Source organism: Sinomonas sp. T428B (assembly GCF_056780155.1).
Genome location: NZ_JBRAZR010000001.1, coordinates 2,424,204 through 2,450,150, shown reverse-complemented (window position 1 = coordinate 2,450,150; position 25,947 = coordinate 2,424,204). Strand labels below are relative to the sequence as shown.

The 25,947-nt window shown below is 72.8% G+C and carries 23 protein-coding genes; 17 read left to right on the top strand and 6 right to left on the bottom strand.

What is annotated here, in order from left to right; translation table 11 throughout:
• Positions 1-17: 17 nt before the first annotated feature.
• Genes atpD through ACUYMY_RS11345 form a run of 5 tightly spaced genes read left to right on the top strand, consistent with a single transcriptional unit; the run spans position 18 to position 6,028 of the window.
• A complete protein-coding gene (gene atpD / locus ACUYMY_RS11365) occupies positions 18-1,469 on the top strand; it encodes a F0F1 ATP synthase subunit beta (RefSeq protein ID WP_481703664.1) in 1,452 nt (483 codons plus the stop codon).
• Positions 1,470-1,751 carry a F0F1 ATP synthase subunit epsilon gene (locus ACUYMY_RS11360; protein WP_481703663.1) on the top strand — a complete coding sequence of 94 codons (282 nt, stop codon included), beginning with the start codon at positions 1,470-1,472 and terminating at the stop codon, positions 1,749-1,751.
• A gap of 10 nt (positions 1,752-1,761) precedes the next feature.
• On the top strand, positions 1,762-2,193 hold the full coding sequence (locus ACUYMY_RS11355) for a DUF2550 domain-containing protein (RefSeq protein WP_481703662.1): 432 nt from the start codon (positions 1,762-1,764) through the stop codon (positions 2,191-2,193).
• 11 nt (positions 2,194-2,204) lie between these two features.
• Positions 2,205-3,524 carry an alpha/beta hydrolase gene (locus tag ACUYMY_RS11350; RefSeq protein ID WP_481703661.1) on the top strand — a complete coding sequence of 440 codons (1,320 nt, stop codon included), beginning with the start codon at positions 2,205-2,207 and terminating at the stop codon, positions 3,522-3,524.
• Entirely contained in the window at positions 3,521-6,028 is a 2,508-nt protein-coding gene (locus tag ACUYMY_RS11345) for a bifunctional lysylphosphatidylglycerol flippase/synthetase MprF (RefSeq protein WP_481703660.1), read from the top strand. The genes ACUYMY_RS11350 and ACUYMY_RS11345 overlap by 4 nt, the downstream gene beginning before the upstream one ends.
• A gap of 121 nt (positions 6,029-6,149) precedes the next feature.
• On the opposite strand, the gene ACUYMY_RS11340 is transcribed toward ACUYMY_RS11345, so the two are convergent.
• The 3 genes from ACUYMY_RS11340 to nucS form a co-directional block, all read right to left on the bottom strand.
• On the bottom strand, positions 6,150-6,353 hold the full coding sequence (locus ACUYMY_RS11340; protein WP_077490146.1) for a cold-shock protein: 204 nt from the start codon (positions 6,351-6,353) through the stop codon (positions 6,150-6,152).
• Positions 6,354-6,645: 292 nt separating this feature from the next.
• A complete protein-coding gene (locus ACUYMY_RS11335) occupies positions 6,646-7,923 on the bottom strand; it encodes an N-acetylglucosamine-6-phosphate deacetylase (protein WP_481703659.1) in 1,278 nt (425 codons plus the stop codon).
• 61 nt (positions 7,924-7,984) lie between these two features.
• The gene (gene nucS / locus ACUYMY_RS11330; RefSeq protein WP_481703658.1) at positions 7,985-8,680 is read right to left on the bottom strand and encodes an endonuclease NucS; all 696 of its coding nucleotides are present in this window, start codon (positions 8,678-8,680) and stop codon (positions 7,985-7,987) included.
• Positions 8,681-8,800: 120 nt separating this feature from the next.
• On the opposite strand from nucS, the gene ACUYMY_RS11325 reads away from it, so the two are divergent.
• Positions 8,801-9,145 (top strand): ATP/GTP-binding protein, encoded by a 345-nt coding sequence (locus tag ACUYMY_RS11325; RefSeq protein WP_481703657.1) that lies wholly within the window; start codon positions 8,801-8,803, stop codon positions 9,143-9,145.
• A 67-nt stretch (positions 9,146-9,212) separates the two neighbouring features.
• Positions 9,213-10,013, top strand: a complete 801-nt coding sequence (locus ACUYMY_RS11320) for an alpha/beta hydrolase (RefSeq protein ID WP_481703656.1) — start codon at positions 9,213-9,215, stop codon at positions 10,011-10,013.
• A 48-nt stretch (positions 10,014-10,061) separates the two neighbouring features.
• Here the strand turns inward: ACUYMY_RS11320 and ACUYMY_RS11315 are convergent, their stop codons facing one another.
• Positions 10,062-11,360, bottom strand: coding sequence for an AI-2E family transporter (locus ACUYMY_RS11315; protein ID WP_481703655.1), 1,299 nt, complete (start codon positions 11,358-11,360; stop codon positions 10,062-10,064).
• Positions 11,361-11,500: 140 nt separating this feature from the next.
• Here ACUYMY_RS11315 and ACUYMY_RS11310 point away from each other — a divergent pair, with 140 nt between their 5' ends.
• From ACUYMY_RS11310 to ACUYMY_RS11265, 10 genes are all read left to right on the top strand, one after another.
• Positions 11,501-13,213 (top strand): DUF8094 domain-containing protein, encoded by a 1,713-nt coding sequence (locus ACUYMY_RS11310; protein ID WP_481703654.1) that lies wholly within the window; start codon positions 11,501-11,503, stop codon positions 13,211-13,213.
• Between the two features lie 166 nt (positions 13,214-13,379).
• Complete coding sequence (locus ACUYMY_RS11305; protein ID WP_481703653.1) at positions 13,380-14,405, top strand: co-chaperone YbbN; 1,026 nt, start codon at positions 13,380-13,382, stop codon at positions 14,403-14,405.
• A 374-nt stretch (positions 14,406-14,779) separates the two neighbouring features.
• A complete protein-coding gene (locus ACUYMY_RS11300) occupies positions 14,780-15,967 on the top strand; it encodes a TerC family protein (RefSeq protein ID WP_481703652.1) in 1,188 nt (395 codons plus the stop codon).
• Positions 15,968-16,482: 515 nt separating this feature from the next.
• On the top strand, positions 16,483-17,286 hold the full coding sequence (locus tag ACUYMY_RS11295; RefSeq protein WP_481703651.1) for an ABC transporter ATP-binding protein: 804 nt from the start codon (positions 16,483-16,485) through the stop codon (positions 17,284-17,286).
• Positions 17,271-18,902, top strand: coding sequence for a transporter (locus ACUYMY_RS11290; RefSeq protein WP_481703650.1), 1,632 nt, complete (start codon positions 17,271-17,273; stop codon positions 18,900-18,902). The genes ACUYMY_RS11295 and ACUYMY_RS11290 overlap by 16 nt, the downstream gene beginning before the upstream one ends.
• A 36-nt stretch (positions 18,903-18,938) precedes the next feature.
• Positions 18,939-19,721, top strand: a complete 783-nt coding sequence (gene nagB / locus ACUYMY_RS11285) for a glucosamine-6-phosphate deaminase (protein ID WP_481703649.1) — start codon at positions 18,939-18,941, stop codon at positions 19,719-19,721.
• A gap of 70 nt (positions 19,722-19,791) precedes the next feature.
• A complete protein-coding gene (locus ACUYMY_RS11280) occupies positions 19,792-20,094 on the top strand; it encodes a DUF3039 domain-containing protein (RefSeq protein ID WP_481703648.1) in 303 nt (100 codons plus the stop codon).
• Positions 20,095-21,657: an MFS transporter gene (locus tag ACUYMY_RS11275; protein WP_481703647.1), complete on the top strand. Its 1,563-nt coding sequence runs from the start codon at positions 20,095-20,097 to the stop codon at positions 21,655-21,657.
• On the top strand, positions 21,654-23,429 hold the full coding sequence (locus ACUYMY_RS11270) for a DEAD/DEAH box helicase (protein WP_481703646.1): 1,776 nt from the start codon (positions 21,654-21,656) through the stop codon (positions 23,427-23,429). The genes ACUYMY_RS11275 and ACUYMY_RS11270 overlap by 4 nt, the downstream gene beginning before the upstream one ends.
• Positions 23,430-23,469: 40 nt before the next feature.
• The gene (locus ACUYMY_RS11265) at positions 23,470-23,928 is read left to right on the top strand and encodes an SRPBCC family protein (protein WP_481703645.1); all 459 of its coding nucleotides are present in this window, start codon (positions 23,470-23,472) and stop codon (positions 23,926-23,928) included.
• Between the two features lie 47 nt (positions 23,929-23,975).
• Here ACUYMY_RS11265 and ACUYMY_RS11260 read toward each other — a convergent pair whose 3' ends face one another.
• Both ACUYMY_RS11260 and ACUYMY_RS11255 read right to left on the bottom strand, forming a co-directional pair.
• Entirely contained in the window at positions 23,976-24,560 is a 585-nt protein-coding gene (locus tag ACUYMY_RS11260) for an isochorismatase family protein (protein WP_481703644.1), read from the bottom strand.
• Positions 24,561-24,580: 20 nt separating this feature from the next.
• A complete protein-coding gene (locus ACUYMY_RS11255) occupies positions 24,581-25,909 on the bottom strand; it encodes a nicotinate phosphoribosyltransferase (protein ID WP_481703643.1) in 1,329 nt (442 codons plus the stop codon).
• Between the last annotated feature and the right edge of the window lie 38 nt (positions 25,910-25,947).

Genomic DNA, 25,947 nt, shown 5'->3' with positions numbered 1-25,947 from the left:
ACCAAGAAGTGAGAGAGATGACTGCCACTGCCTCTGAAGCGGTTGCGACCGCCGGCGCGACGGGCCGCATTGCCCGCGTGATCGGTCCGGTTGTCGACGTCGAGTTCCCGGCCGACGCGATCCCGGAAATCTACAACGCCCTCACCACCGAGATCACGCTCGGCGGCACGACCCGGACCATCACGTTCGAGACGGCCCAGCACCTCGGCGACAACCTCGTCCGCGCCATCTCGCTGCAGGCGACGGACGGCCTCGTCCGCGGCACCAAGGTCGTCGACCTCGGCTCCCCGATCTCGGTCCCCGTCGGCGACGGCGTCAAGGGCCACATCTTCAACGTCCTCGGCAAGCCGCTCGACGTCGACGAGTCCGAGATCCAGGCCTCGGACCACTGGCCGATCCACCGCAAGGCCCCGTCCTTCGCCCAGCTCGAGGGCTCGACCGAGATGCTCGAGACCGGCATCAAGGTCATCGACCTCCTCACCCCGTACATCAAGGGTGGGAAGATCGGCCTCTTCGGCGGCGCCGGCGTCGGCAAGACCGTCCTCATCCAGGAGATGATCACCCGTGTTGCCCGCAACTTCGGTGGCACCTCCGTGTTCGCCGGCGTCGGCGAGCGCACGCGCGAGGGCAACGACCTCTGGGTCGAGATGGATGAGGCCGGCGTCCTCAAGGACACCGCCCTCGTGTTCGGCCAGATGGACGAGCCGCCGGGAACGCGTCTGCGCGTGGCCCTCACGGCGCTGACCATGGCGGAGTACTTCCGCGATGTGCAGAACCAGGACGTGCTGCTCTTCATCGACAACATCTTCCGCTTCACCCAGGCGGGCTCCGAGGTGTCGACCCTCCTCGGCCGCATGCCGTCCGCGGTGGGCTACCAGCCGAACCTCGCCGACGAGATGGGCCTCCTCCAGGAGCGCATCACCTCGACGCGCGGCCACTCGATCACGTCGATGCAGGCCATCTACGTGCCGGCCGACGACTACACCGACCCGGCCCCGGCCACGACGTTCGCGCACCTCGACGCGACGACCGAGCTCTCCCGCGAGATCGCCTCGCGCGGCCTGTACCCGGCCGTGGACCCGCTGACCTCGACGTCGCGCATCCTCGACCCGCAGTACATCGGCCACGACCACTACAACACGGCCGTGCGCGTCAAGCAGATCCTCCAGAAGAACAAGGAGCTGCAGGACATCATCGCCATCCTCGGTGTCGACGAGCTCTCCGAAGAGGACAAGATCGTCGTGGCCCGCGCCCGCCGCATCCAGCAGTTCCTCTCGCAGAACACCTACACCGCGAAGCAGTTCACGGGTGTCGAGGGCTCGACCGTCAGCATCAAGGACACGATCGAGGGCTTCAAGGCCATCTGCGACGGCGAGCTGGACCACGTGGCCGAGCAGGCGTTCTTCAACGTCGGCGGCCTCGACGACGTCGAGCGCAACTGGGCCAAGATCCAGGAGCAGACCAAGTAGATGGCTGAGCTCGAGGTCGAGATCGTCGCGGCGGACCACTTCGTGTGGTCCGGCCCGGCGAAGATGGTCAAGGCCCGCACGGCGGACGGCGAGGTCGGGATCCTTCCCGGCCACACGCCCCTGCTGGCAATCCTGCATGCGGGCGAGATTGCGATCGAGCCGGTGACCGGCTCGCGGATCACGGCCACGGTCGACGGCGGCTTCTTCTCCGTCGACAGCAACCGTGTCGTGATCGTCGCCGACAACGCGAAGATCGGCGAGTCGGCCGCGGGGACCCGTTAGCCAGACCTCGATGGACGAATCCGCCATTCCGTTCATCGTCCTGGCAGCGGTCTTCCTGCTCCTAGCAGCGATGCTCTGTGTCCTCGGGGTGCGCCGCGCCGTCCTGCGGCGCACCCTGGGCACGGTGGATGCCTCCATCTCCATGGCCTCCGGGCCGTGGCGGATGGGGGTTTGCCGCTATCAGGACGCTGAACTGGAATGGTTCCACCTGCTCTCGCTCAGCCCCGTGGCCAGGCACCGCTTCACCCGCAGCTCCCTCGAGCTGCTCGGGCGGCGCGCGCCCACGGAGGCCGAGCGGGCCAAGGTCCAGGCCGACGTGGTGATCGTCGAGCTGCGCTACCTTGACGAGAGCGTCCGCTTCGCGATGGACTTCAACGCCTACGCCGGCCTCGCCTCCTGGCTCGAGGCCGGGCCCGTCGTGGGCGTCGGCCACTGGCGCTGAAGCGCGACGCGATGGACGCCCTGCTCGAACTTCGCGTCGTGGACGGCCCGGTCGCGGTGGCCTGCTGGGCCCTCGCCGCCGCCGGCGCCGCCTACCTCGCCTGGAGCCTTGTCTCCCGCCGCCCGCGGATGCGCGGGGCGGCCCTCCTCGCGGGCGCGGCCCTCGCCGCCCCCGCCCTCACCCTCCTCGTGCACAGGTTCCTCGTGGACGTCGCGAACGTCTTCCCCTCGGACCTGCCCCCCGAGGTCCTGTTCTTCACCGGCCTCGGCCTCTTCGGCGTGCTCCTTGCTGCCACGTGCCTCGTGCGCTGGGGGCGCGAGGCGCGCGCATGGGGACGGCGGGTGCTCGCCGTGGCGTCCGCCCTCGCCGTCGTCGTCCTGGCCGCGCAGCAGATCAACGCCTACTTCGGCCTCAACATCACCCTCGGCGATCTGACCGGCTCGAGCCTGAGCCGGATCGAGGCCCTGGATCCTGGCCTCGAGCGAGGGGGAGCGCCAGCTGTTCCCCTCGCGGGCTGGACTCCGTCCGAGGAGCTTCCATCCACCGGCGACCTGCGCCGCGTGCAGCTGCCCAACACCGAGTCGGGGTTCGCGGCCCGCGAGGCGTTCGTCTACTTCCCGCCTGCCTACTCCTCACCCACACGCCCCGAGCTGCCGGTGCTCGTGCTGATGGCCGGGCAGCCCGGCGGCCCGGCCGACTGGCTCACGGGCGGGCAGCTGCGCGGGCGGATGGACCGCTTCGCCCGCGAGCACAACGGCGTCGCGCCGGTCGTCGTCGTCGTCGACCCGATCGGGAGCCCGTCCGCCAACACGCTGTGCATGGACACGAAGCTCGGCCGGGCCGAGACGTACCTCGTCTCAGACGTGGTGCCGTGGATCAAGGAGCACCTGTCGGTCTCGACGGACGCGGGCGCATGGGCCGTGGGCGGCTTCTCCTTCGGGGCGACCTGCTCCGTCCAGCTGCTCGCCAAGCACCCGGAGGTGTTCGGCTCCGCGCTGGCCTTCGCCGCGGAGAAGGAGCCGGCCCTCGCCAAGGAGCGGTCCAAGACGATCCAGGGGGCGTTCGACGGCGACACGGCGGCCTTCGAGGCGCAGCTCCCCGCGCACTTCTTCGCCCAGGGCGGCCACGAGGGCCAGTTCCTCTTCCTTGCCGCGGGCGGCCGGGATCCGGACTTCGTCGCTCAGGCCCAGGTCATCGCGGGGCAGGCCAGGGGCGGCGGCGTCGACGTGAACGAGGAGGTCGTGCCGGGCGAGGGCCACTCGTGGGAGATGATCGGCAAGGCCATGCCCGTCGGGCTCGAGCGGCTCGCCGAGCGCTGGGGCCTGCCGTGAGCCTCCGGGGCACCCTCGGGTCCGCGGCGACGGCAGCGGCCCGCAGCCTCGGCCGCATCCCCCTCACCGTCTCGCTCATCGCTGCGCTCTGGGTGGTCGGGCTCGCCACGGGGAGCATCCTCGCGGGCCCGCCCGAGGACGTCCTCGCCGTCGTCGGCGGCGACATCGGCTCGCTCCGGGCGGGCCAGTGGTGGGGCGCCGTCACGTCGATCTTCTTCGTCACGAACCCGCTCGCCTACGCCGGCGCGACCCTCGTCCTGGCCATCCTCGTCCCCGTGGCCGAGACCGCCTACGGCCCGCTCCGGGCCGCCCTCCTCTTCGTGGGCGGCCACGTGGCCTCGATCACCGTGTTCTTCGCCCTCACCCAGCTCGCGCGGCTCGGCGGCGACGGGTGGATCGGGGCGATGGTCGAGGACCCCGTGCTCGGCCCCTACCCGGCGGCGCTGTTCGCGGCCATGGCGGCGAGCCCCTCCCTCGGCGTGCTCTGGCGCCGCCGGCTGCGCGCCGCCGTCCTCGGGATCTCCGGGACGCTCGCGCTCTACGTGGGCCACTCGGAGACCGTCCTCGGGCTCATCGGCGCCCTTCTGGGGCTCGTGGCCTGCTGGTGGTCCGCCGCGGCCCACCCCGAGCAGCACGTCGTCCTCCCGAGCGTGCGCGAGCGGCGCAACCTCCTGGCCCTGCTCGTGACGCTCGCGGCCGTAGGCCCCGTCCTCGCGGCCCTCTCCCGGAGCCCCTCGGGGCCGCTTGCCCTCGTGCGTGACATCGTCCTGAACCCCCTGCCCGCCCTGGCCCAGCTCCGCGAGGACTGCGGCGGCGCCGTCGACGCCGCATGCCTCCAGGCGGCCCAGCCCAACGCGCTCTCCCCGGTCGGCTACGCGACGGCGCTCGCCCCCATGCTCATCCTGCTCGTGTGCGCTGAGGGCCTGCGCCGCGGGCGCTCGGTGGCCCTGCGCGTCGCGATCGCGGTCCAGCTCGCGATCGGCGCCCTCGCCGTCGGCTACCTCGCGCTCTTCCTCCAGATCCCCTTCACGCCGCGCCGTCCCCGCTTCGGCCTCGTCACTTCGGGGTTCGTCCACCTGCTGCCGATCGCGCTCACTGCCGTCGCGCTCGGCGTCGTCCTCTGGCTCAGCCGGGACCTCTTCCGCGTCGAGACGGCCCGCCGCCTCCGCCGCCGGCTCGAGGCCGTGGGGGCCGGGCTCGGGCTCGGCCTCGTGCTCTCCTACGCCCTCCTGTGGTGGCAGGGCGGCGGCCCCGGCCGGCGCGAGGGCATCTGGGGGCTCGCGGCCGAGCTCGTCCGGCAGTACCTGCCGGCCCCGATCCCGAGCAGCTATGCGGCCGCCTTCCGCGGCCGCGGCGACGCCGAGCTCTGGCTCTTCACGCACAGCGGGCTCATCCTGTGGACCGCGGCGCTCGTCATCGTCGCCTTCGCCGTCCTGCGCGGGCGGCAGACGCTTGGGACGAGGGACGACAGCCTCGAGCTCGCCCGCTCCCTCGCGCGGAAGGGCGGCGGCTCGCTGTCCTGGATGACGCTGTGGCCGCCGAACCACTTCTGGTTCGACTCGCATGCGACGGCGGGCCTCGCCTTCCAGCAGCACGGCACGGTCGCGCTGTCCGTGGCCGGCCCCATCGGCGCGCCCGGGCGCGGGCCCGCCGCCGTCGCCGAGTTCATCGCGTACTGCGCCGAGCACGCCCTCACCCCGTGCTTCTACTCCGTCACCGACGAGCTGTGGCCGACGCTGCGCGCCCGGGGCTTCCGCAGGGTCGAGGTGGCCCAGGAGACGCGGCTCTCGGTGCGGGAGCTAGAGTTCGTCGGCAAGGAGTGGCAGAACGTCCGCACGGCCGTCAACCGGGCCCGGAAGCTCGGCGTGCGGGCCGAGTGGACGCGGTACCACGAGCTCGCGCCGCAGCAGCGCGCCCAGCTGAGCGTGCTCTCGGAGGAGTGGTCCGCGCAGAAGGCCCTCCCCGACATGGGGTTCACCCTCGGGGGCCTCGACGAGCTCGACGACCCAGACGTCAGGCTGTGCCTCGCGCTCGACGCCGAGGACCGCCTCCACGGGGTCACGAGCTGGCTGCCCGTCTTCGAGCACGAGCGGATCGTCGGCTGGACCCTGGACTTCATGCGCCGGGGCCCGGACGCCTTCCCCGGGGTCATGGAGTTCCTCATCGCCTCGGCCGTGGCGGAGCTGCGCTCCTCGGTCGAGTGGATCTCGCTCTCGGGCTCTCCGCTCGCGGCGGACCCCGCGGGGGAGCGGGCCGAGGTGGACCGCGGCGACGAGCTGCTCTCGAGGCTGCTCGACGCCGTCGGCCGCGTCCTCGAGCCGGTGTACGGGTTCCGCTCGCTCGCCAAGTTCAAGTCGCGCTTCCAGCCCGAGTACCACGCGCTCTACATGTACTACCAGGACCCGCTCCAGCTCCCGGCCATCGGCCAAGCGCTCGCCGCCGCCTACCTCCCCGGGCTCACGATGCGGCACCGCATGCGGCTCCTCCGCAGCCTCGTCGGCTGACGGTGCGAAAGTTTATTTACAGGTCAAGTAAATAATGATGCGGGGCGTGCCCGTAAGAGGCCGATGGGCCCCGGATTTCTCCGGGGCCCATCGTCTGCTGCGTCAAGGGCAGCGTTGTCGATCAGAGGGCGGTGACGCCAGTGGCCTGGGGGCCCTTGGCGCCCTGGCCGATCTCGAATTCGACGCGCTGGTTCTCCTCGAGCGTACGGAAGCCGTTCGACTTGATCTCCGAATAGTGCACGAAGACGTCAGCCTCCGCGTCATCCGGGGTGATGAAGCCGAAGCCCTTCTCAGCGTTGAACCACTTGACGGTTCCCTGTGCCATGACCTGCGTTCTCCTGTGGAATTGCAACGGGACACCGGCGCTTTCTGCGCCGGTCGGGTTACTCCGCGGGAGGACCCGGTCGTGCCGGGAACTCCACGCTCGCAACGGTCTTGCGAGCATGCATTGCATGGAAAAACACTGCTACCTACATCAAGACTGCTCCTAGCCAATCATGATGGCTGAACGGTGGTCAACGGCATTGACGTGTTTTCCCCAGACATTTGGCGAATTTCCGGTAACGATGCGTCAAACAGGCATCTCATCAGACGCGCCGCGTCATTCAGGGCCTCGTCTAGACGTCCCGGGAATGGCCCAGGAGCCGTCCGCCGCGCACGACGGCGAGCGGCCGCAGCTGCGCATCGGCCGCCACGAGGTCGGCACGGAGGCCGCGGCGCAGGCTGCCGATCTCGTCCTCGCGGCCGAGCACCGCCGCGGGGACGGCCGTGGCCGCGGTGACGGCGTCCGTGAGCGGGACGCCTGCCGCCGCCGTCCGCGCGACGACCTCGATGAGCGTCGCGGTGCCGCCGGCGATCGTGCCCGTCGCGTCGAGGGTCGCGACGCCGCCGTCGACCGTCACGCCGGACGGGCCGAGCGTGTAGCGCCCGTCGCCGAGTCCCGCAGCGGCCATCGAGTCCGTCACGAGGGCGATGTTGGCTGCCCCCACGAGCTCGAAGACTGTGCGCACGGTCGCCGGGTCGAGGTGGACGCCGTCGGCGACGAGCTCGACGACGGCGCCGCCCCGCGACGCGGCGCGCAGGCAGGCCGCGACGGGCCCGGGGGAGCGGTGGTGCAGCTGGGGCATGCCGTTGAAGAGGTGGGTGACGGTGGGCAGCCCCTCGGCGCCGTCGAACCCAGCGGCCGATAGCGCGTCCCGCGCCTGCTCGAGGGACGCCGCGGCGGTCGCGTCGTCGCAGTCCGTGTGCCCGAGCGAGGGGGTGACGCCGTGGGCCGTGAGGAGGTCCACGAGGGCCGCGGCCCGGGGGAGCTCGGGGGCGTAGGTCATGGTCACGAGCCGGCCGTCCGAGGCCTCGATGAGCTCGGCGGCGAGGTCGAGGTCAGGGTCGAGGATGAACTCGGGGTTCTGGGCGCCGCAGCGCGCGTGCGAGAGGAAGGGGCCCTCGAGGTGGATCCCGGCGACGAGGTCCTCGGCGTCGAGGCGCGAGAAGAGGCCGATGCCGGAGAGGAGCACCTCGCGCGGCGCCGTGACGAGGCTCGCGAGGAGCGTCGTCGTGCCCCGGCCGTGCAGGAACGCGAGGGCGCGGCGCGCCTCGTCCTCGCCGGCGTTCGGGAAGTCGACGCCCGCGGCGCCGTGGCAGTGCAGGTCGATGAGTCCCGGCAGCAGGACCGCGTCTGGGGGGAGGTCCAGTTCGATCCCGCTGAAGCCCCCGGCGCCGGGCTCGGCGCCGAACTCGGCCTCGAACTCGTCGGCGGGGCCGGCGAAGACGATCCGGTCGTCCTCGGTGGCGACGACGCCGGCGTCGACCGTCGTCCCGTCGCTCACAATGCGCCCGCGCGCGACGAGGCGCGTCGGGACGCCGGCTTCGGGGGAGGGGGGCGTCGGAGAGGTCATAGCACGATACTAGGCGAGCCGCCTCGCGGCGCCGGTCCCATCCGGCGCGCGGCCTCCGACGCTAGAAGAGGCGGGACTCGACGTCGTCCACGCCGCGCATCGCGTCGTAGTCGAGCGTCACGCAGTCGATCCCGCGGTCCTGGGCGAGCACCCGGGCCTGGGGCTTGATCTGCTGGGCCGCGAAGATGCCGCGCACGGGCGCGAGCAGCGGGTCGCGGTTGAGCAGCTCGAGGTAGCGCGTGAGCTGCTCGACGCCGTCGATGTCGCCGCGCCGCTTGAGCTCGACGGCGACGGTCGTGCCCGCCGCGTCCCGCGCGAGGATGTCGACCGGCCCGATCGCGGTGAAGTACTCGCGGCGGATGAGCGTGAAGCCCTCCCCGAGCGTCTCGATCTGCTCGGCGAGGAGCCGCTGGAGGTCCGACTCGACGCCGTCCTTGATGAGCCCGGGGTCGAGGCCGAGCTCGTGGCTCGAATCGTGCAGGTGCTCGTGGATGTTCACGATGAGGCGGTCGTCGGTCTTCGCCGACTGGACGGACCACTGCTCGACGACGCCGGCCTCGAGCTCGGCCTCCTCGGGCGTGTGCACGCGCAGGGTCGCGGGCGGGCTCATCCAGTTGAGGGGCTTGTACGAGCCTCCATCCGAGTGCACGAGCACCGAGCCGTCAGCCTTGACCACGAGCAGCCGGGTCGCGAGCGGGAGGTGGGCCTTGAGCCGGCCGACGTAGTCCACGGAGCATCGGGCAATGACGAGTCGCACCCGAGCACTCTACCGGAGCCGCTGCCGCGGGCCCGGGCGGCGGCCGGGCGGCGGCCCGGACGGCGGCATGGAGCGTCGCCGGTGAAGGGTCCAGTCCCCGGGCACGGCAGAATGGTGCCCATGCCCCGCTCCAACCGTCCCCGCCGCCGTCCGACGCCGCCCCGCAGCGTGCGCGAGGCCGCGGACCTGGGCGAGGACCGCGAGGACTTCAATCCCGAGCGCGTGCTCGCCGGCTTCGCGCGGCTCGAGTCCGCGCCCGACGGCGAGTGGCGGGTCCGCCAGGTCACGACCCGCAGCGCGGCCAAGGACTACACGTGCCCCGGCTGCTCGCGCACGATCCCGCCCGGCACGGCACACCTCGTGGTCTGGGCCGACGACCACCTCTTCGGCGAGGCCGCCGGGATCGCCGAACGGCGGCACTGGCACACGCACTGCTGGCGGACGCGGACCTTCAGGTTCCGCTGACCCTTCCCGGCACCGGCTGGCCGTGGCCGCGCAGTGGCCGCTTTCGGCCGGCCGCTAGGCTGTCACCATGCCGTTCGACCCCGCGTCCTATGAATTCAGCCCGTCCGCAGGCCCCGTCGAGATCCGCGCCAACACGGTCCTCCCCGCCCGCCGGGAGAACATCGAGCTGCGCACGCAGGACGGCCTGACGCTCGTCGGCGAGCTGGCCCTCCCGGCGGACCGGGAGCCCGAGGCGACCCTCATCACGCTCCACCCGCTGCCCACGCACGGCGGCTTCATGGACTCGCACGTGTTGCGCAAGGCCTCGTTCCGCCTCCCCGCGCTCGCGGGCCTCGCGGTGCTGCGCTTCAACACGCGCGGGACCTCGAGCCCGCGCGGGACGAGCGAGGGCCGGTTCGAGGAGGGTGTCGGCGAGCGCGCCGACGTCGAGGCCGCCGTCACCTTCGCCGTCGAGCGCGGCCTCCCGACGCGCTGGCTCGTGGGCTGGTCCTTCGGCACCGAGCTCGCGCTCAAGTACGGGGCGGTCGAGCCCGTCGCCGGCGCTACCGAGGGCGCCGTCCTGCTCTCCCCGCCGCTCCACCGGGCCGTCGACGCCGACCTCGACGCCTGGGCCGCCTCGGGGCGCCCGCTCACGGCGCTCGTCCCCGAGCACGACGACTACCTCCGGCCGGCCGAGGCCGCCGAGCGCTTCGCCCGGGTCCCCCATGCCCGCGTGGTGGGCGTCGAGGGCGCCAAACACCTGTGGGTGGGGGAGCGGTTCGTCCACCGCGCGCTCAGCGAGATCGTGGACGAGGTCACGGACGCGGGCTCGGGCGCCGCCGGGCTCCCGACGTCGTGGGAGGGCCCGGTCGCGACGGCCGCCGGCTGAGCTGGGCGCGACTGCGGGAGGCGACTGCGGGACGCGCCGCGGCGGGGCCTAGTGCTGGTCCTGCCGCACGATGTAGACCTCGCGGATCAGCAGCATGACGGCGGCCGCGGTGGGGATCGCGATGAGGGCCCCGAGGACGCCCAGGAGGCTGCCGCCGGCGATGACCGAGATGACGGCGACCGGCCCCGGGACCGCAACGGCCTTCTGCATGATGCGCGGCGAGATGAAGTACGCCTCGAACTGCAGGTAGGCGAAGTACGCGATCGCCATGACGAGCGCCGTCTGCCAGCCCCCCGTGAGCGCGATGAGCGAGATGAGCACGCCCGCGACGACCCCGCCGACGAGCGGGATGAACGCGAGGAAGCCGACGACGAACGCGAGCAGGGCCGCGAACTGGATCCCGAGCAGGCCCATGACGGCGAAGGCGAAGGTGGCGTTGAGGGCGGCGACGCACACCTGGCCGATGACGTAGTTGCCGACCGAGCGCGTGATCTCCTCGCCCAGGGCCTCGACCCGGGGCCGGCGCGAGCGCGGGGCGAGCCGGTAGCCCCACCGCTTCATCGCGGGCAGGGCCGAGAGGAAGTACAGGCTGAGCACGACGACGACGAGCACACCGAAGAGCGAGTTCGCCACGGTCGTCCCGAAGCCGAGCACGCCGCCGAACACGTTCGTGATGGCCTCCGAGTTCTGCCCGAGCTTCTGCAGCTCCTCGGTCACGCGCTCCTTGATCCCGAACTGCTCGTCGATGCTGCGGTAGAAGTCGGAGGCGACGAAGTCCTCGATCCACCGCGGCACGTCGCCCACGAGCTCGCCCACCTGCTCGACCATCGTCGGGATGAGCGTGCCGAAGAACGCGCCGAGCACGGCGAAGAGGCCCAGGATCGTGCCCGCGATGCCCACAGCCCGGGGGACGCGCCGCCCCTCGAGCCAGCGCACGACAGGATCGAGGCCGAGGGCGATGAACAGCGCTGCGAGGATCCACAGGAGCAGCTGCGTCGTGTGGGAGGCGATGTAGTAGAGCGCGAGGGCGATCCCCACACCCACGGTCCCCATGAAGCCCATGTACAGCGGGTGCTTGTTCGACATCCGTGGCCCCGGCCGCCCGAACGGCGCGTCCTCGCTCGGTTCCGTGCCCGTCTCCTCGCTCTCGAGAACGGGCGGCATCTCGAACCGCACGCGCGGCTGGGCTCCGGGGAGGGGAGTGCGGAGGCGCCGGGCCGCGCCCCGGAGGATCATCCCGAGCCCGCCGTGCGGGTGGGGCGGGGGGCCGCTGGGACCGGCAGGGGAGGTGTCTGCCCCGCCGCTGCCGCCGGCCGCTCCGGAACCGGCCTGGCGGTGTTCTGCCACAGGATGCGCCTTCCCCTCGGTGCCCGCGCCGGAGGTCCGCCGCAGCCTTGCGGCCACCCTACCAGCCGGTCCGGCTCGGGCTTTTGATCACGATTTGGTTACCATTGGAGGGTCTGTGTCCCCAACGCAAAGGTGAACCCGTGCGACTGAAGACCGCAGCTGCAATCCTGCTGCTCGGCCTCATAGCCCTCGTGGCCGGAATCGGCCAGCTCTCCTGGTGGGCCCCCGCCGAGCACGTCACGGCCGTGCTCCCGGCCGACAGCCAGGATGCCCCGCTGACCGTCATCGACCCGGGGCTCCGCGACCTGCGCGGCGGCGATGCGACCCTCACGATCCGCTCCGAGGGCAGCTTCACGCTCTCGGCCGCCCGGCCCGATGACGTCGAGGCCTGGGTCGGACCGGCGGCCCACAACACGATCGACGGCGCGTCCGAGGACGGCCGGACCCTCAACGTGACCCACACCGACGGCGAGGCGACCTCGCCGAACCCCGCCGGTGCGGACCTCTTCGCCGCGAGCCAGAGCGCGTCCGGCACCCTCGAGTACCGCTGGGAGCTCCCGGACGACGGCGAGTGGCGGCTCCTGCTCGCGAGCGACGGCTCCGCCCCCGCCCCGCGTGACGTGACCATCACGTGGCCGAGCAACGCGACCGCCCCGTGGGGCGTCCCGCTTATCGTCCTCGGGTCCCTCGCGATCCTCGCGGCCATCGCCCTCGCCCTCCTCGCCGCCCGCCGCGGCCCGGGGGCCGGCCCCGGCCGGGGCTCCGCAGCCGGCCGGACGCGCCCCGCCTGGCCGGCGCCTTCAGCCGACCGCGGGCGGCCGGGGTCCGCTCCCCGCACGGCGGCGCCGTCGTCCTCCCCGCGCGCCCGCGGGCTCGGCCTGCGCACCGCAGCGGCGGGGACGGCAGTGTTCGCGGGTGTCGCCGGCTTTGGCGCGGCCATCCCCGCCGCGCACGCCGCGACGTCGCCGGCCACCGCGGCGGAGAAGGTCCTCACGGACGAGCAGCTCACGCGCATCCTCGACCAGACCGGCAACGCGGTCCAGGCCGGCGACGACGCGAAGGACGCCGCCAAGCTCGCCCCGCGCGTCGACGGCACCGCCCTGCTGACCCGCACGCAGAACTACAAGGTGCGCGCCGCCGTCGCGAGCGCCCCCGCGCTGTCCCCGGTCCGCGCGTCCGAGCTGCTCACGAGCGTCGTCACGACGCGGCGCGAGTGGCCCCGCACCGTCGTCGCCGTGACCCAGGGCGAGGGGAACACGACGCCCCAGCTCCTGACCCTGCGGCAGGCCAGCGCCCGCGAGAACTACAAGCTCCTCGAGGCCGCCCCCCTCCTGCCGGGCGCGACCTTCCCGAGCACGTCCCGCGCAGGCGTCGAGCAGCTCGCGCTCGAGGACAAGGGCGGCCTCGCCGTGAGCCCCGCCGAAGCCCTTTCCGGCATCGGTGACCGGCTCACCTCCCCGGACAGCAGCTGGAAGGACCGCATCCCCGAGAACGCGTACATCGCGGACACGCACGGCTACCAGGCCGACATCGTGTCGAGCAGCCCGAACGGCAACTTCAAGTTCAGCCACACGCTGCTGCGCGACGAGGCCTTCGCCTTCCGCACGGCCGACGGCGGGGCGATTGTCCTCGCGCCGCTCGACTTCACCGTCGAGGGCACGCCGAAGGCCGAGGGCGACAAGGTGACCCTCGCCGACGACGCGGCCGCCCTCGCTGGCGGCAAGGAGGCCACGACCAAGATGGTCCTGACCTTCCGCGAGTCCGTCATGCTCTACGTGCCGAAGGACGGGGCCAGCCAGAACGTGACGCTCATCGGCGCGACCCGCAACCTCACCGCGGCCAGCGTGGGCTGACGCCGTTCTCCAGGCCCGCCACGCCCTCGAGGGGCGTGCCGGAGCTTGAGGCGCGAGGGGCGCCGGCCGCACGCGCGGCCGGCGCCCCTGCTGTCTCTCGAGGTGTGCCGGGGCCGTTCCCCGGGCAGCCTCTGCCCGTCCTGCCCGGCTTCGCTAAGCTGGGCCCATGAGCGTTCCCGGTTCCCGCCAGCCCCAGCCGCAGCTGAACCTCCGCGGCGCCGTCGACCTCTCCGCCCTCAAGGCCCGCGCGACCGCCACGCCGCCGCAGGCGCCGCAGGCGCCTCAGGCGCCGGCCGCCGGCCGGGCCCCCGCAGAGGACGCCGCCCAGGGCGCCCCCGCCGCCGAGGCAGCCCCCGCGTCCCCGGGCGCGGGCGGTGCCGTCGAGATCGACGAGCGAACGTTCCCGGAGCTCGTCCAGCGCTCGGGCGAGGTGCCCGTCGTCGTGCTCCTGTGGGCGTCCTACTCGCCGGAGTCGCAGCGCGTGCGCGACGAGCTCGGCGCCATCGTCGCCTCGTACGCCGGCCGCCTCCTGTACGCGACCGCCGACGTCGAGGCCTTCCCGCAGCTCGCCCAGGCGTTTCAGGCCCAGGCCGTCCCGACCGCCGTCGCGATCCTCAAGGGCCAGCCCATCCCGCTCTTCCAGGGCGCCGCGGCCGAGGAGCAGTCGCGCCAGCTCTTCGACGAGCTCCTGCGCGTCGCGGCCGCCAACGGCGTGACCGGCACAGCCGACGGTGGCCCCGCAGGCGCGGAGGCGTTCGCCGAGCCCGAGCTCCCGCCGCTGCACCAGGAGGCCTTCGACGCGATCGACCGCGGGGACTTCGCCGCGGCCGAGGCCGCGTACCGCAAGGCCCTCGCCGAGCAGCCCGCGGACCGGGAGGCCAAGGCGGGCCTCGCCCAGGTCCAGCTCATGGCGCGCGGCGCCGGGATCGACCAGGCCGGCGCCGAGCGGCTGCGCGCCGCAGCCGCAGACGCCCCGGACGACGTCGACGCCCAGCTCGCCGTCGCGGACCTCGACATCCTCGGCGGGCACGTCGAGGACGCCTTCGCCCGGCTCGTGGGCCTCGTGGGGCGCACCTCGGGGGACGAGCGGGAGCGCGCCCGCGTGCGCCTGCTCGAGCTGTTCGAGGTCGTCGGCGGGACAGACCCGCGCGTGTCGGCGGCCAGGGCGCAGCTGGCCCGCGCGCTGTTCTGAGCCCCGATGTCGAGGTCCTGCGACGCGACGGCACCGGCTGGGACCACGCCGTCATCGTCGGTTGGCGTGGAAGCGCGAAGCATCGCCGACACCCGGCGCTGTGCGGTGACTCCACGCCGTCGTCCGTCATCCGGGGGGAGCCGCCCTCGTTCTGACGGGCCTTCCTGGCGGACCTTGACGGGCGCTCCCGGTTTTGCGGCACGCGGGAGCCTGCCCCTAAACTGAACACTGCGCAGGGGAGTATCCCAAGCGCTGCACACGTCAGCACGTAGGGCGCGGGAGCCCGGCCGGGTGCAGCGGCCAGCCCAGATGTTCGGGGGATGGCGGAGAGACTTGTGGCGATAGCGCCTACCTGCGAAAGGGACTTATACCTCATGTCCGTCTCACCCCTTGTCTGGGGCATCACGATCGTTCTGATCCTGGGGCTTCTGGCCTTCGACTACTTCTTCCACATCCGCAAGGCCCACGTGCCGACGCTCCGCGAGGCCGCGATCTGGTCCTCGATCTATGTGGGCGCCGCGATCCTTTTCGGCATCCTCGTGCTCGTCTTCGGCGGTGCCGACGCGGGCGGCGAGTACTTCGCCGGCTTCATCACCGAGAAGGCCCTCTCGGTTGACAACCTCTTCGTGTTCCTCGTGATCATGGCAAGCTTCCGCGTGCCGCGTGAGGACCAGCAGAAGGTCCTCCTCTTCGGCATCGTGTTCGCGCTCATCGCGCGCACGGCGTTCATCTTCCTCGGCGTCGCGCTCATCAACAGCTTCTCCTGGATCTTCTACGTGTTCGGCATCATCCTGCTGATCACGGCGGGCAACCTGCTCAAGCCCGAGGATTCGGGCGAGGAAGAGGCAGACAACTTCATCATCCGCCTGGCCCGCAAGTACCTGCGCACGTCCCAGCACTACGACGGAGACAAGCTCTTCACGGTCGAGAACGGCAAGCGCGTCCTGACCCCGATGCTCCTCGTCATGGTCGCGGTCGGCGGCACGGACCTGCTCTTCGCGCTCGACTCCATCCCCGCGATCTTCGGCCTGACCCAGGATCCGTACATCGTGTTCACGGCGACTGCGTTCTCCCTCATGGGCCTGCGCCAGCTGTTCTTCCTCCTCGACGGCCTGCTGGACCGCCTCATCTATCTCTCGTACGGCCTCGCCGCGATCCTCGCCTTCATCGGCGTCAAGCTCGTCCTGCACGCGCTGCACGAGAACACCCTGCCGTTCATCAACGGCGGCAACCACGTCGACGTCTTCGAGATCACGACCGGCCTGTCCCTCTCGGTGATCGTCGGCGTCCTGCTGCTGACCGTATTCGCCTCGCTGTTCAGCAAGGCCGGCAAGGCCCACGCGGCGGTCAACAACGCCCGCCGGCACGCCGAGAGCTACCTCGACCTCGAGTACACGGCCGACGCCGCCGAGCGCGAGCGCGTGTACCGCGCGCTCCTCGAGGAGGAGCAGGCCATCCTCGCGATGGACAAGAAGTACCGTGACAAGGTCAAGGACATCGAGGAGATCCGCGAGAAGATCGCCGAGGCCCACGCGCGGCACGCGGAGTTCGTGGCCCGCTAGCCGGAGACCTTCAGTGCGCGCGTTCAAGTGGCCGTATGCGGAGAACGAGGGCGCGGCCGGGGCGGCGGCCGATTGGGAGTCCACACCATATCTGGACACGCCGGGCTCATGTGCCGAGGTTGGCCGGGCCTTTCCATGAGGACTCATCGACGGGGACGCCTATGACCGGATCCTCGATGCCGCCGGCGAGCCTGGCCGGGCCTGATTGGCCACGCTGCAGGGCGTGCTACCGAGAACTGGGCGGCGGCCCGCAGCGCCATCGTGGAGCCCTGGAGGAGAGCGACTGCCATGAGCGGCAGACCCCTAGCGCCTTCCTCGCACGAGCCGCCACCACGATGAGTGGGATGAGTACCTATAGTGGGATCAGCCCTTGGCCTAGGGGGATCAAGCGCTGACAGACCGCCGGCGGACGTGGGTCCTTGGCCAGATGCGGTCCCGCCTCCGCCCTGCGGAGGAGGGGAGGCTCGTCCTCGCGGGGGATCCCGTGGCGCGCGGCACCTTGCTAGCGTGGGGCCATGAGCGGCCTCGTCCCGCCCCCGGCGGCCTCTGCCCACCCCTCGGCGGCCTCCGCCGTGGCCCTGTCCCTCCGCGGCCTCGTGAAGGCCTTCTCGGGAAAGCCCGCCGTGAGCGGGATCAGCCTCGACGTCCCCGTGGGGTCCCTCTACGGGCTCGTCGGCCCCAACGGCGCCGGGAAGACGACGACGCTGTCCATGGCCACGGGCCTCCTGCGCCCTGATGCCGGGACCGCCCACGTGTTCGGCGTCGATGTGTGGGGCGACCCACTCGGCGCGAAGCGGCTCATGGGGGTCCTGCCGGACGGCGTCCGCCTCTTCGATCGGCTCACGGGCGCGCAGCTCATCACCTACGCCGGGCTCCTGCACGGGCTCGACCGGCCCACGGCCGTCGGGCGGACCCACGAGCTGCTCGAGGCGTTCGGGCTCGCCGAGGCCGCGGGCACCCTCGTCGTCGACTATTCCGCCGGCATGACGAAGAAGGCGGCCCTCGCGGCGTCGCTCGTGCATGCCCCCCGCCTGCTCGTCCTCGACGAGCCCTTCGAGTCCGTGGACCCGGTCTCGGCGGCGAACATCCGGGGCATCCTCGCCGACTTCGTGGCCGGCGGAGGGTCGGTGATCGTCTCGAGCCACGTGATGGACCTCGTCCAGCGCATGTGCGACCATGTCGCCGTCGTGGCGGCCGGCCGCATCCTCGCCGCCGGGACGGTCGATGAGGTGCGGGCGGGCTCGACGCTCGAGGAGCGCTTCGTCGAGCTCGTCGGCGGACCGGGCCGCACGGAGGGGCTGACATGGTTGCGCACCTGATCTCGCTCAAGCTCCTCCTGCTGGCCAACGGCCTGCGCCGGAACGTGTGGCAGGCGGTCGGGATGGGCGTCGCCACCCTCTACGGGCTCGGCCTCGTCGGTGCCGCGGCGGTCGGGCTCGCGGCCCTGCGCTTCGTTGACGCCGCGTCGGCGGAGATCGCCCTGGTCCTGGGCGGCTCCGCGCTCGTGGCCGGCTGGGCCCTGGCCCCTATCGTCATCGCTGGCGTCGACCTCACGCTCGACCCCGCCCGCTTCGCGCCCTACCCGATCCCGCGGCGGCAGCTGCTCGCGGGCCACGCGCTCGCGGCGCTCATCGGCGTGCCCGGCCTCTGCACTGCCCTCGTCCTCGCCGCGACGACGCTGACCTGGACCCGGGGGGTCGCGCCCCTCGCCGTCTCCGCGGTCGGAGCGGCCCTCGCGCTCGGCCTGTGCGTCGTCGTGAGCCGGCTGGCCGCGAGCCTCGCCTCCGAGCTCGCGGCGTCGCGCCGCTTCCGGGACGGCAGCAGCCTCGTCCTCCTCGTCCCGCTCGTGCTGCTCGGGCCCCTCGTGAGCCTCGCGGTGCCCGCGCTCTCCGACGCGGCGGCCCTCCGAGGGGCTGCCGGGGTCCTCGCGTGGACGCCCCTCGGCGCGGCGTTCTCCGCCCCCGCTGACGCCGCCCAGGGGCTCGGGGCCGCGGCCGCCGCGAAGCTCGGCATCGCCGCCGTCTCCCTCGCCCTCGCGGCATGGGCCTGGTCCGCGGCCCTCGCCCGGGCCCTCGTGCACACGAGCGGCGGCCGGCGGTCCCGCGGGGCCCGCGGCCGAGTGGGAGAGCCCCGCCGGACGGGCCTCGGCCGCGCAGGCCTCGGCCTCTTCGCCCTCGTGCCGGCCACTCCCGCCGGGGCCATCGCCGCCCGGTCCCTCGCCTACTGGGTCCGGGACCCACGCTACGGTGGAGGGCTCCTCGTCGTCCCGCTCCTGCCCGTCGTCCTCTACGCCGCGTCCCTCGGCAAGGAGGGCGCGGGCGGGCCGCTCGATGGCCCCTTCGCCCTGAGCGGCCCGATCGTCGCGTTCGTCCTCGCGTGGAGCATCTCGGCGGACGTGTCGTACGACTCGACAGCCTTCGCCCTGCACCTCGCCTCGGGCGTGCGGGGCCGCGACGACCGGTGGGGCCGGGCGCTCGCCCTCCTGTCCTTCGCGCTGCCGGTGACCGTCGCCGTCACGGCGGTGCCGTTCGCGGTCGCGGGGGAACCTGATGGATGGGCGATGTTCCCGGCGGTGCTCGGGCTCTCGCTCGGCGTCCTGCTGAGCGGGACGGGGCTGTCCTCGCTCGTCTCCGCCAGATTCGCCCTCGCGGTGGCGCTGCCGGGGGAGAGTCCCTTCAAGAAGCCCTCCGGCAACATGGGCCTCACGATGGGCGTCCAGTTCGCGGGCATGCTGGCCCTCGGGGTCCTGGCCGCCCCGGAGGCCGTGCTCATGGTGGTCGCGCTCGCGACGGGGCGGCCGGCCTACGGGTGGGCGTCGCTCGCCGTCGGCACCGTCCTCGGCTCGGCCCTCCTGGCCGGCGGCGCGGCCCTCGGCGGGCGCGTGCTCGACGCCCGTGGCCCCGAGCTGTACGCATCGCTCGTGCGCTTCGGCTGAGGGGTGCAGGATGATCCACGGAGAGGGGTGCGGGCCATGGAAGTAGTCATCCTCCGGGACGGGCGCGAGGTGGGCCGTTCCGCGGCCTCGGCGTTCGCGCGCCTCGTGCGCTCGCGGCCCGACGCCGTCCTCGGGCTCGCGACGGGCTCCTCGCCGCTGCCCGTGTACGACGAGCTCGAGCGGCTTGTGCGCGAGGAGGGCCTCGACTTCTCCCGCGCGACGGGCTTCGCGCTCGACGAGTACGTGGGGCTTCCGGCCGGGCACCCGGAGTCCTACCGCGAGGTGATCCGCCGGGACTTCGCAGACCGCGTCGGGCTCGACCCCGCCCGCATGCACAGCCCGGACGGCGGCGCCGCGGACCTGCCCGCGGCCTGTGCCGCCTACGAGGACGAGATCCGGGCCGCCGGCGGGATCGACCTTCAGATACTCGGCATCGGCACGGACGGGCACATCGGCTTCAACGAGCCGGGCTCCTCGCTCGCCTCGCGCACGCGGATCAAGACCCTCACCGAGCAGACCCGGCGGGACAACGCGCGCTTCTTCGGCTCGCCGGCCGAGGTTCCCCACCATGTCGTGACCCAGGGCGTCGGGACGATCATGGAGGCCCGCCACGTCGTCCTCGTCGCCACCGGGGCGACGAAGGCCGAGGCAGTCCACGGGCTCGTCGAGGGGCCGGTCACGGCGATGTGCGTCGCCTCCGTGCTCCAGTTCCACCCCCACGCGACCGTGATCGTCGACAACGCCGCCGCGTCCACCCTGAAGCTCGCCGACTACTACCGGCACGTCTACGACAACAAGCCCGACTGGCAGGAGCTCTGAGCGGGCGCGCACCGGCCGGGCACGGCGCGCGCGCAAGGGTGTCCACAGGGCGCCCGCGTACCATGAATCCATGACCACCATGCCACCGGATCCGTTCGACTCCGACCCCCGCGACCCCTCCCGGGGCGGCTCGACCGCCACGATTGAGCGCGAGGAGCTCCGCGAGGAGCTCGAGCCGGGGGACCGCGAACGGTTCTCCCACTACGTGCGCAAGGAGAAGATCATGGAGTCCGCCCTCACCGGCGAGCCCGTGATCGCCCTCTGCGGCAAGGTCTGGACTCCGGGCCGCGACCCCAAGAAGTTCCCCGTGTGCCCCACGTGCAAGGAGATCTACGAGGGCCTGCGCCCCGGCAACGACGACGACAAGTCCTGAGTGCCGCCCGCACGCCGCGCCCGCGGGCGCGGCGCCGCCCCCGATGCGGCCGCCCCTGACGGGAAGGCCGCGGGCGCCCGCGCGCGGGCCGGGCTCCTCGCACCCGCCCGCCGCGCGCTCGTCGTCGGCCTCCTCGCGATCGTCACGTGCGGCGCGTTCGAGGCCATGGCCGTCACGACCGCGATGCCCGTCGTCGCAGCCGAGCTCGGCGGGCAGGGGGCCTACGGGCTCGCGTTCTCGCTCTTCCTCACGGCCTCGATGGCCGCGACCGCCGCGGCCGGGCCGTGGTGCGACCTCCGGGGAGCGCGCCCCGCGCTCCTGACGGGGCTTGGCCTCATGTGCGCCGGGCTCGTCCTCGGTGGGGCGGCGTCCGACTTCGCCGCCTTCACCCTCGGCCGCATGGTCTCCGGGCTCGGCGCGGGCTTCATGATCGTCGCGGTCTACGTCGTCATCGGCCAGGTGCTGCCCTCGGCCCTCCAGCCGGCCATGTTCGGCTGGTTCTCCGCCGCATGGGTCGTCCCGTCCCTCGTAGGGCCGTACGTCTCGGGCCTGCTCGCCCAGCACGTGAGCTGGCGCTGGCCCTTCCTCGGCGTCGTCCCCATCGTCGTGGCCGCGATGGCCCTCGTCTGGCCCCGGGTCCGCTCGCTCGGCCCGCCGGCGGCGGGCGCGGAGCCCTCGCAGTCTCGCTCGCCCGGGGACGGACGACGGCGCGCCCTCCTCGGCGTCGTCCTCGCCGCGGGCATCGCGGCCGCGCAGTGGGCCGTCGTGTCTGCGGCCGACCCGGCCTCGCCCGTGCGCGTGGCCGCCTCGGCTGCGGGCCAGGGAGCCGGGCCCGTGGCAGGCCCCTCGTTGGCACTGGTCGCCGTCGCCTGCCTCGGCGTCGTCGGGACGGCCGCCGCCGCGGTGGCGGCGCGCCGGCTCATCCTGCGCGGCACCTGGACCGCCCGGCGCGGGCTGCCGGCCGTCATGGCCGTGCGCGGGCTCATCACCTTCGCGTTCTTCGGCGCCGAGGCGTTCATCCCGCTCCTCCTCGTGGACCGGTACGGGCTCGAGCCCTCCATCGCCGGCCTCGCGCTCACCGGGGGCGCCCTGGGCTGGACGGCCGGCTCGTTCGCCCAGGCCCGCGCGTGGCTCCCACGGACGGCCTACCTGGTGCTCGGGCCGGCCGCGATCGCCGCGTGCCTCGCCTCGGTCGCCGCGTGCGTGGCCGCCGGCGCGCCCGCCTGGGCGATCCCGGCCGCGTGGATCCTCGCGGGCGCGGGAATGGGCCTGGCCATGTCCACGACCTCGGTGGCGACCCTGGACCTGAGCGACGCGGCCGAGCGCGGCAGGAATTCGGCCAGCCTCCAGTTGGCCGATATGCTCGGTGGAGTGATTGGAACCGCCGGAGCCGGAAGCCTGTACGCCCTGCTGCTCGACCCCTCCGGCACCCCCGGCACCCCCGGCGCCCTCGGGTTCGCCCTCCTGACCGGGGTCCTCGCGGTTCCCGCCCTCGTCGGCGCGTTCGCCGGCACGCGCACGCACGCGCCGTCGCCCGCCGACCGGAAGGCCCCCCGCGCATGACGGACACCCTCTTCGGCGGGCCCGCCACCCCCTCCCTCCCCCCTGCATACCCCGAGCGCGCCGCCTGGGGCACCGCCCCCAAACTGCGCGCTTGGCAGCAGGAGGCCCTCGAGAAGTACCTGGCGCTCGCGCCGCGGGACTTCCTCGCCGTCGCGACGCCGGGCGCCGGCAAGACGACGTTCGCGCTGCGGGTCGCCTCGACGCTCATCGAGCGCGGGACCGTCAACCGGGTCACGATCGTGGCCCCGACCGACCACCTCAAGCGCCAGTGGGCCGACGCGGCCGCGCGCGTGGGGATCGCGATCGACCCCAACTTCAAGAACTCCGACGGCCAGCACGGGCGCGGCTTCATGGGCGTCGCCGTGACCTACGCGCAGGTCGCGAGCAAGCCGCTCCTGCACCGCGCCAAGACCGAGGCCGCGCGCACGCTCGTGATCCTCGACGAGATCCACCACGGCGGCGAGTCGCTCTCGTGGGGCGACGGCCTGCGCGAGGCCTTCGACCCCGCCGTCCGCCGCCTCGCCCTGACGGGAACCCCGTTCCGCTCCGACACCTCGCCGATCCCGTTCGTGGACTACGCGGAGGACAAGGACGGCATCCGTCGCTCGAAGGCCGACTACACGTACGGCTACGGCCAGGCGCTGCGGGACCACGTGGTCCGCCCCGTCATCTTCATGGCCTACTCAGGCCAGATGCGCTGGCGCACGAGCGCGGGCGAGGAGATGGCCGCCTCCCTCGGCGAGGCCGCCGTCACGAAGGACGTCACCGCGCAGGCCTGGCGCACCGCCCTCAACCCGCAGGGGGAGTGGATCCCCGCCGTGCTCGCCGCGGCGGACCGGCGCCTCACCGAGGTGCGCCGCTCCGTGCCCGACGCCGGCGGCCTCGTCATCGCGACCGACCACGAGGACGCACGCGCCTACGCGGGGCTCCTCAAGAAGATCACGGGCCAGTCGCCGTCGGTCATCCTCTCCGACGACGCGAAGGCCTCGGGCAAGATCGAGGAGTTCTCCGAGGGCGACCAGCGCTGGATGGTCGCGGTGCGCATGGTCTCCGAGGGCGTCGACGTCCCGCGCCTCGCCGTGGGCGTGTACGCGACGTCGACGTCGACCCCGCTCTTCTTCGCCCAGGCCGTGGGGCGCTTCGTGCGCGCCCGGAAGCGGGGGGAGACGGCGTCGGTCTTCCTGCCCTCGGTGCCGCAGCTGACGGTCCTCGCCAACACCATGGAGGCCGAGCGGGACCACGCGCTCGACCGGCCCGTGAGCGACGAGGACGGGCTCATGGACCTCGAGGAGTCGCTCATGGACGAGGCGAACCGCGAGGAGAAAGCCTCCGACACGCTCACCAAGGGCAAGTACGAGGCGCTCGAGTCCCAGGCCGCCTTCGACCGGGTGCTGTTCGACGGCGGCGAGTTCGGCACCGGGGGAGAGGTCGGCTCCGACGAGGAGCTCGACTTCCTGGGCATCCCAGGCCTCCTCGACGCGGATCAGGTCGCCGCGCTCCTGCGCCAGCGGCAGCAGGAGCAGGTGTCGCGGCGGAGCAAGCGGCCGACGTCGTCCCCTGCCGGCGTGCCCGACCACCGGCGCCTCATGGACCTGCGCAACGAGCTCGCCAAGAACGTCTCCGCGTGGAGCGCCCGGACCGGGACGCCGCACGGGATGGTGCACAACAAGCTGCGCGAGCTGTGCGGCGGGCCGGCCGTCGCCCAGGCGAGCGAGGAGCAGCTGCAGGCCCGGCTCGCCAAGCTGCGGGACTGGTTCGTCGGACGGACCTGATGGCCCTGACGGGTGCGGGCCCGCGGGCTAGGCTCTGGGCATGGAGCACAGCACCCGCCTGACCGAGCACGTGAACGCCACTCCGGAGAAGGTCTGGGCCGTGCTCACGAACGTGCCCCGGGCCGCGGAGACCCTCTCGGGCGTCACGCGCGTCGAGATGCTCACAGAGGGCGCCTACGGCGTGGGGACGCGCTGGAGGGAGACCCGGACGATGGCCGGCCGCGCCGAGACGGTCGAGCTGTGGGTCGCCGAGGCCGAGCCGGCCCGGTCCACCACGATCAAGGCCGCCCAGGGCGGGGCCGACTACACGACCCGCTTCACCCTGATGCCGCGGGACGGGGGCACGGAGCTCGCGGTGGACTTCTCGGCGAAGACGGTCCGGCCGTCAGTGGCCACGAGGGTCATGATGGCGCTCTTCGGCAGGATCGGCATGGCCGTGAGCCGGAAGGCCCTCGCGAAGGACCTCGCCGAAATCAAGGCGAAGGCAGAGTCCCTCTAGCCCCGCCCAGCGGAACCGACCTGCAGCCAGCGGAGCCCGACCTCCAGCTAGCGGAGCTCGACCCCGGCGGCCTCGAGCTCCCTGTACGTCGGCTCGAGATCGGGGGCGATGCCCGCGGCCAGGTCCGTGAGCACCGCGGTCCGGTAGCCCGAGCGCGCGGCGTCGAGCGCCGTCGCCCGCACGCAGTAGTCCGTGGCGAGGCCGGCCACGTCCACCTCCTCGACGCCGTGCTCGCGCAGCCACGAGTCGAGGTCCGGCGAGTCGTCGGAGATCCCCTGGGCGTCGCCGGACTGCGCGAGCCGCCCCTCGAAGCCCGAGTACGCCGCGGCGTACTGGCCCTTCCGGAACATGGCGTCGACGCGGGAGACGTCCAGCGCGGGGTGGAAGTCCGCACCGGGTGTGCCGGCGACGCAGTGCGGCGGCCACGAATCGACATAGTCCGGCGCGTCCGAGAAGTGCGTGCCGGGCTCGACGTGCCAGTCCTGGGTCGTGACCACGGCGTCGTAGTCCGCCCCGTGCTGCGCCAGGAACTCGGTGAGGCCCGCGGCCACGGCGGCACCGCCGTCGACCGCGAGCGAGCCGCCCTCGCAGAAGTCGTTCTGCACGTCCACCATGATCAGCGCGCGCTTCATGCGTTAATTCTCCGTCCGGATCAGCGGTCCTCGTAGAGCGTCGGGATCGCCGGCTCGCCGCGGTGCATGCGGTGCACGGACGCGGGCAGCTCCGCGAGCGACGCCGCGTGCCGCGCCCGGGCGCGCTCGACTCCCTCGGGGCCGGTCCAGCCCGGCTTGAGCTCGCCGTCGACGATGAAGTGCTCGAGCAGTGGCCGATCGTTGCCGTCGTCCTCGGGGCGGCGGCCGATCCCGACGACCTCGGCGCTCGCGACGCCCCGCTCGTCGAGCCGGCGCAGCGCGTACTTGCGCCCGCCCACGCTCGCCTTGTTCTTGGCGGCCTTCGCGACCGAGACGACGGTGCCGTCCTCGTCCGTCCGGCTCACGAGCTTGTAGACCATCGACGCGGTCGGCGCGCCGGAGCCGGTCACGAGCGCGGTGCCGACGCCGTACGCGTCCACGGGCGCGGACTGCAGGGCCGCGATCGCGTACTCGTCGAGGTCGGACGTGACCATGATGCGGGTGTTGACGTTGCCGAGGTCGTCGAGGAGCGCCCGGACCCAGTGGGCCTGCTCGATGAGGTCGCCCGAGTCGAGCCGCACCGCGCCCAGCCGATCCCCGGCGATCTCGACGGCCGTGCGTACGGCCGCCTCGACGTCGTACGTGTCCACGAGCAGCGAGGTGCCCACGCCCATCGAGCTGACCTGCGCCTCGAACGCGTCCCGCTCCGTATCGTGCAGGAGCGTGAACGAGTGCGCGGCCGTGCCGACGGTCTTGATCCCGTAGCGCAGGCCCGCGGCGAGGTTCGAGGTGCTCGAGAAGCCCGCGATGACGGCGGCGCGGGCCGCGGCGACGGCGGACTCGTCGTGGGTGCGGCGCGAGCCCATCTCGATGCAGGGCCGCCCGCCCGCCGCCGTCGTCATGCGCGAGGCCGCGGAGGCGATGGCCGAGTCGTGGTTGAGCACCGAGAGGATGTACGTCTCGAGGATGCACGCCTCGGCGAACGTCGACTCGACGATGAGGATGGGCGAGTTCGGGAAGTACGCCTCGCCCTCGGCGTAGCCGAACACGTTCCCGGAGAAGCGGTAGTCCGCGAGCCAGTCGAGCGTCTCGCCGTTGACCACGTGCGTGCGATCGAGGAAGGACAGCTCCTCGTCGGTGAAGCGGAACTTCGTGATGCCCTCGAGCAGGCGCCCGGTCCCGCCCACGATCCCGTACCGCCGCCCGTCCGGGAGGCGCCGCGCGAAGGCCTCGAACACGCACTGCCGGTGCGCTGCACCCGAATGCAGCGAGGCCTGGAGCATCGTGAGCTCGTAGTGGTCCGTGAACAGCGACGTTCGGGGCTGGGTCCAGGGGCTCGTGTCAGTCACGCGGTTCACTCTAGCCGCCCGGAACGGGGGACCCGCCG

What these genes read in the sequence shown, in the direction of transcription:
- atpD (WP_481703664.1), top strand. Translation starts at nt 18, where the DNA reads ATGACTGCCACTGCCTCTGAAGCGGTTGCGACCGCCGGCGCGACGGGC.
- ACUYMY_RS11360 (WP_481703663.1), top strand. Translation starts at nt 1,470, where the DNA reads ATGGCTGAGCTCGAGGTCGAGATCGTCGCGGCGGACCACTTCGTGTGG.
- ACUYMY_RS11355 (WP_481703662.1), top strand. Translation starts at nt 1,762, where the DNA reads ATGGACGAATCCGCCATTCCGTTCATCGTCCTGGCAGCGGTCTTCCTG.
- ACUYMY_RS11350 (WP_481703661.1), top strand. Translation starts at nt 2,205, where the DNA reads ATGGACGCCCTGCTCGAACTTCGCGTCGTGGACGGCCCGGTCGCGGTG.
- ACUYMY_RS11340 (WP_077490146.1), bottom strand. Translation starts at nt 6,353, where the DNA reads ATGGCACAGGGAACCGTCAAGTGGTTCAACGCTGAGAAGGGCTTCGGC.
- ACUYMY_RS11335 (WP_481703659.1), bottom strand. Translation starts at nt 7,923, where the DNA reads ATGACCTCTCCGACGCCCCCCTCCCCCGAAGCCGGCGTCCCGACGCGC.
- ACUYMY_RS11325 (WP_481703657.1), top strand. Translation starts at nt 8,801, where the DNA reads ATGCCCCGCTCCAACCGTCCCCGCCGCCGTCCGACGCCGCCCCGCAGC.
- ACUYMY_RS11320 (WP_481703656.1), top strand. Translation starts at nt 9,213, where the DNA reads ATGCCGTTCGACCCCGCGTCCTATGAATTCAGCCCGTCCGCAGGCCCC.
- ACUYMY_RS11305 (WP_481703653.1), top strand. Translation starts at nt 13,380, where the DNA reads ATGAGCGTTCCCGGTTCCCGCCAGCCCCAGCCGCAGCTGAACCTCCGC.
- ACUYMY_RS11300 (WP_481703652.1), top strand. Translation starts at nt 14,780, where the DNA reads ATGTCCGTCTCACCCCTTGTCTGGGGCATCACGATCGTTCTGATCCTG.
- ACUYMY_RS11295 (WP_481703651.1), top strand. Translation starts at nt 16,483, where the DNA reads ATGAGCGGCCTCGTCCCGCCCCCGGCGGCCTCTGCCCACCCCTCGGCG.
- ACUYMY_RS11290 (WP_481703650.1), top strand. Translation starts at nt 17,271, where the DNA reads ATGGTTGCGCACCTGATCTCGCTCAAGCTCCTCCTGCTGGCCAACGGC.
- nagB (WP_481703649.1), top strand. Translation starts at nt 18,939, where the DNA reads ATGGAAGTAGTCATCCTCCGGGACGGGCGCGAGGTGGGCCGTTCCGCG.
- ACUYMY_RS11280 (WP_481703648.1), top strand. Translation starts at nt 19,792, where the DNA reads ATGACCACCATGCCACCGGATCCGTTCGACTCCGACCCCCGCGACCCC.
- ACUYMY_RS11270 (WP_481703646.1), top strand. Translation starts at nt 21,654, where the DNA reads ATGACGGACACCCTCTTCGGCGGGCCCGCCACCCCCTCCCTCCCCCCT.
- ACUYMY_RS11265 (WP_481703645.1), top strand. Translation starts at nt 23,470, where the DNA reads ATGGAGCACAGCACCCGCCTGACCGAGCACGTGAACGCCACTCCGGAG.
- ACUYMY_RS11260 (WP_481703644.1), bottom strand. Translation starts at nt 24,560, where the DNA reads ATGAAGCGCGCGCTGATCATGGTGGACGTGCAGAACGACTTCTGCGAG.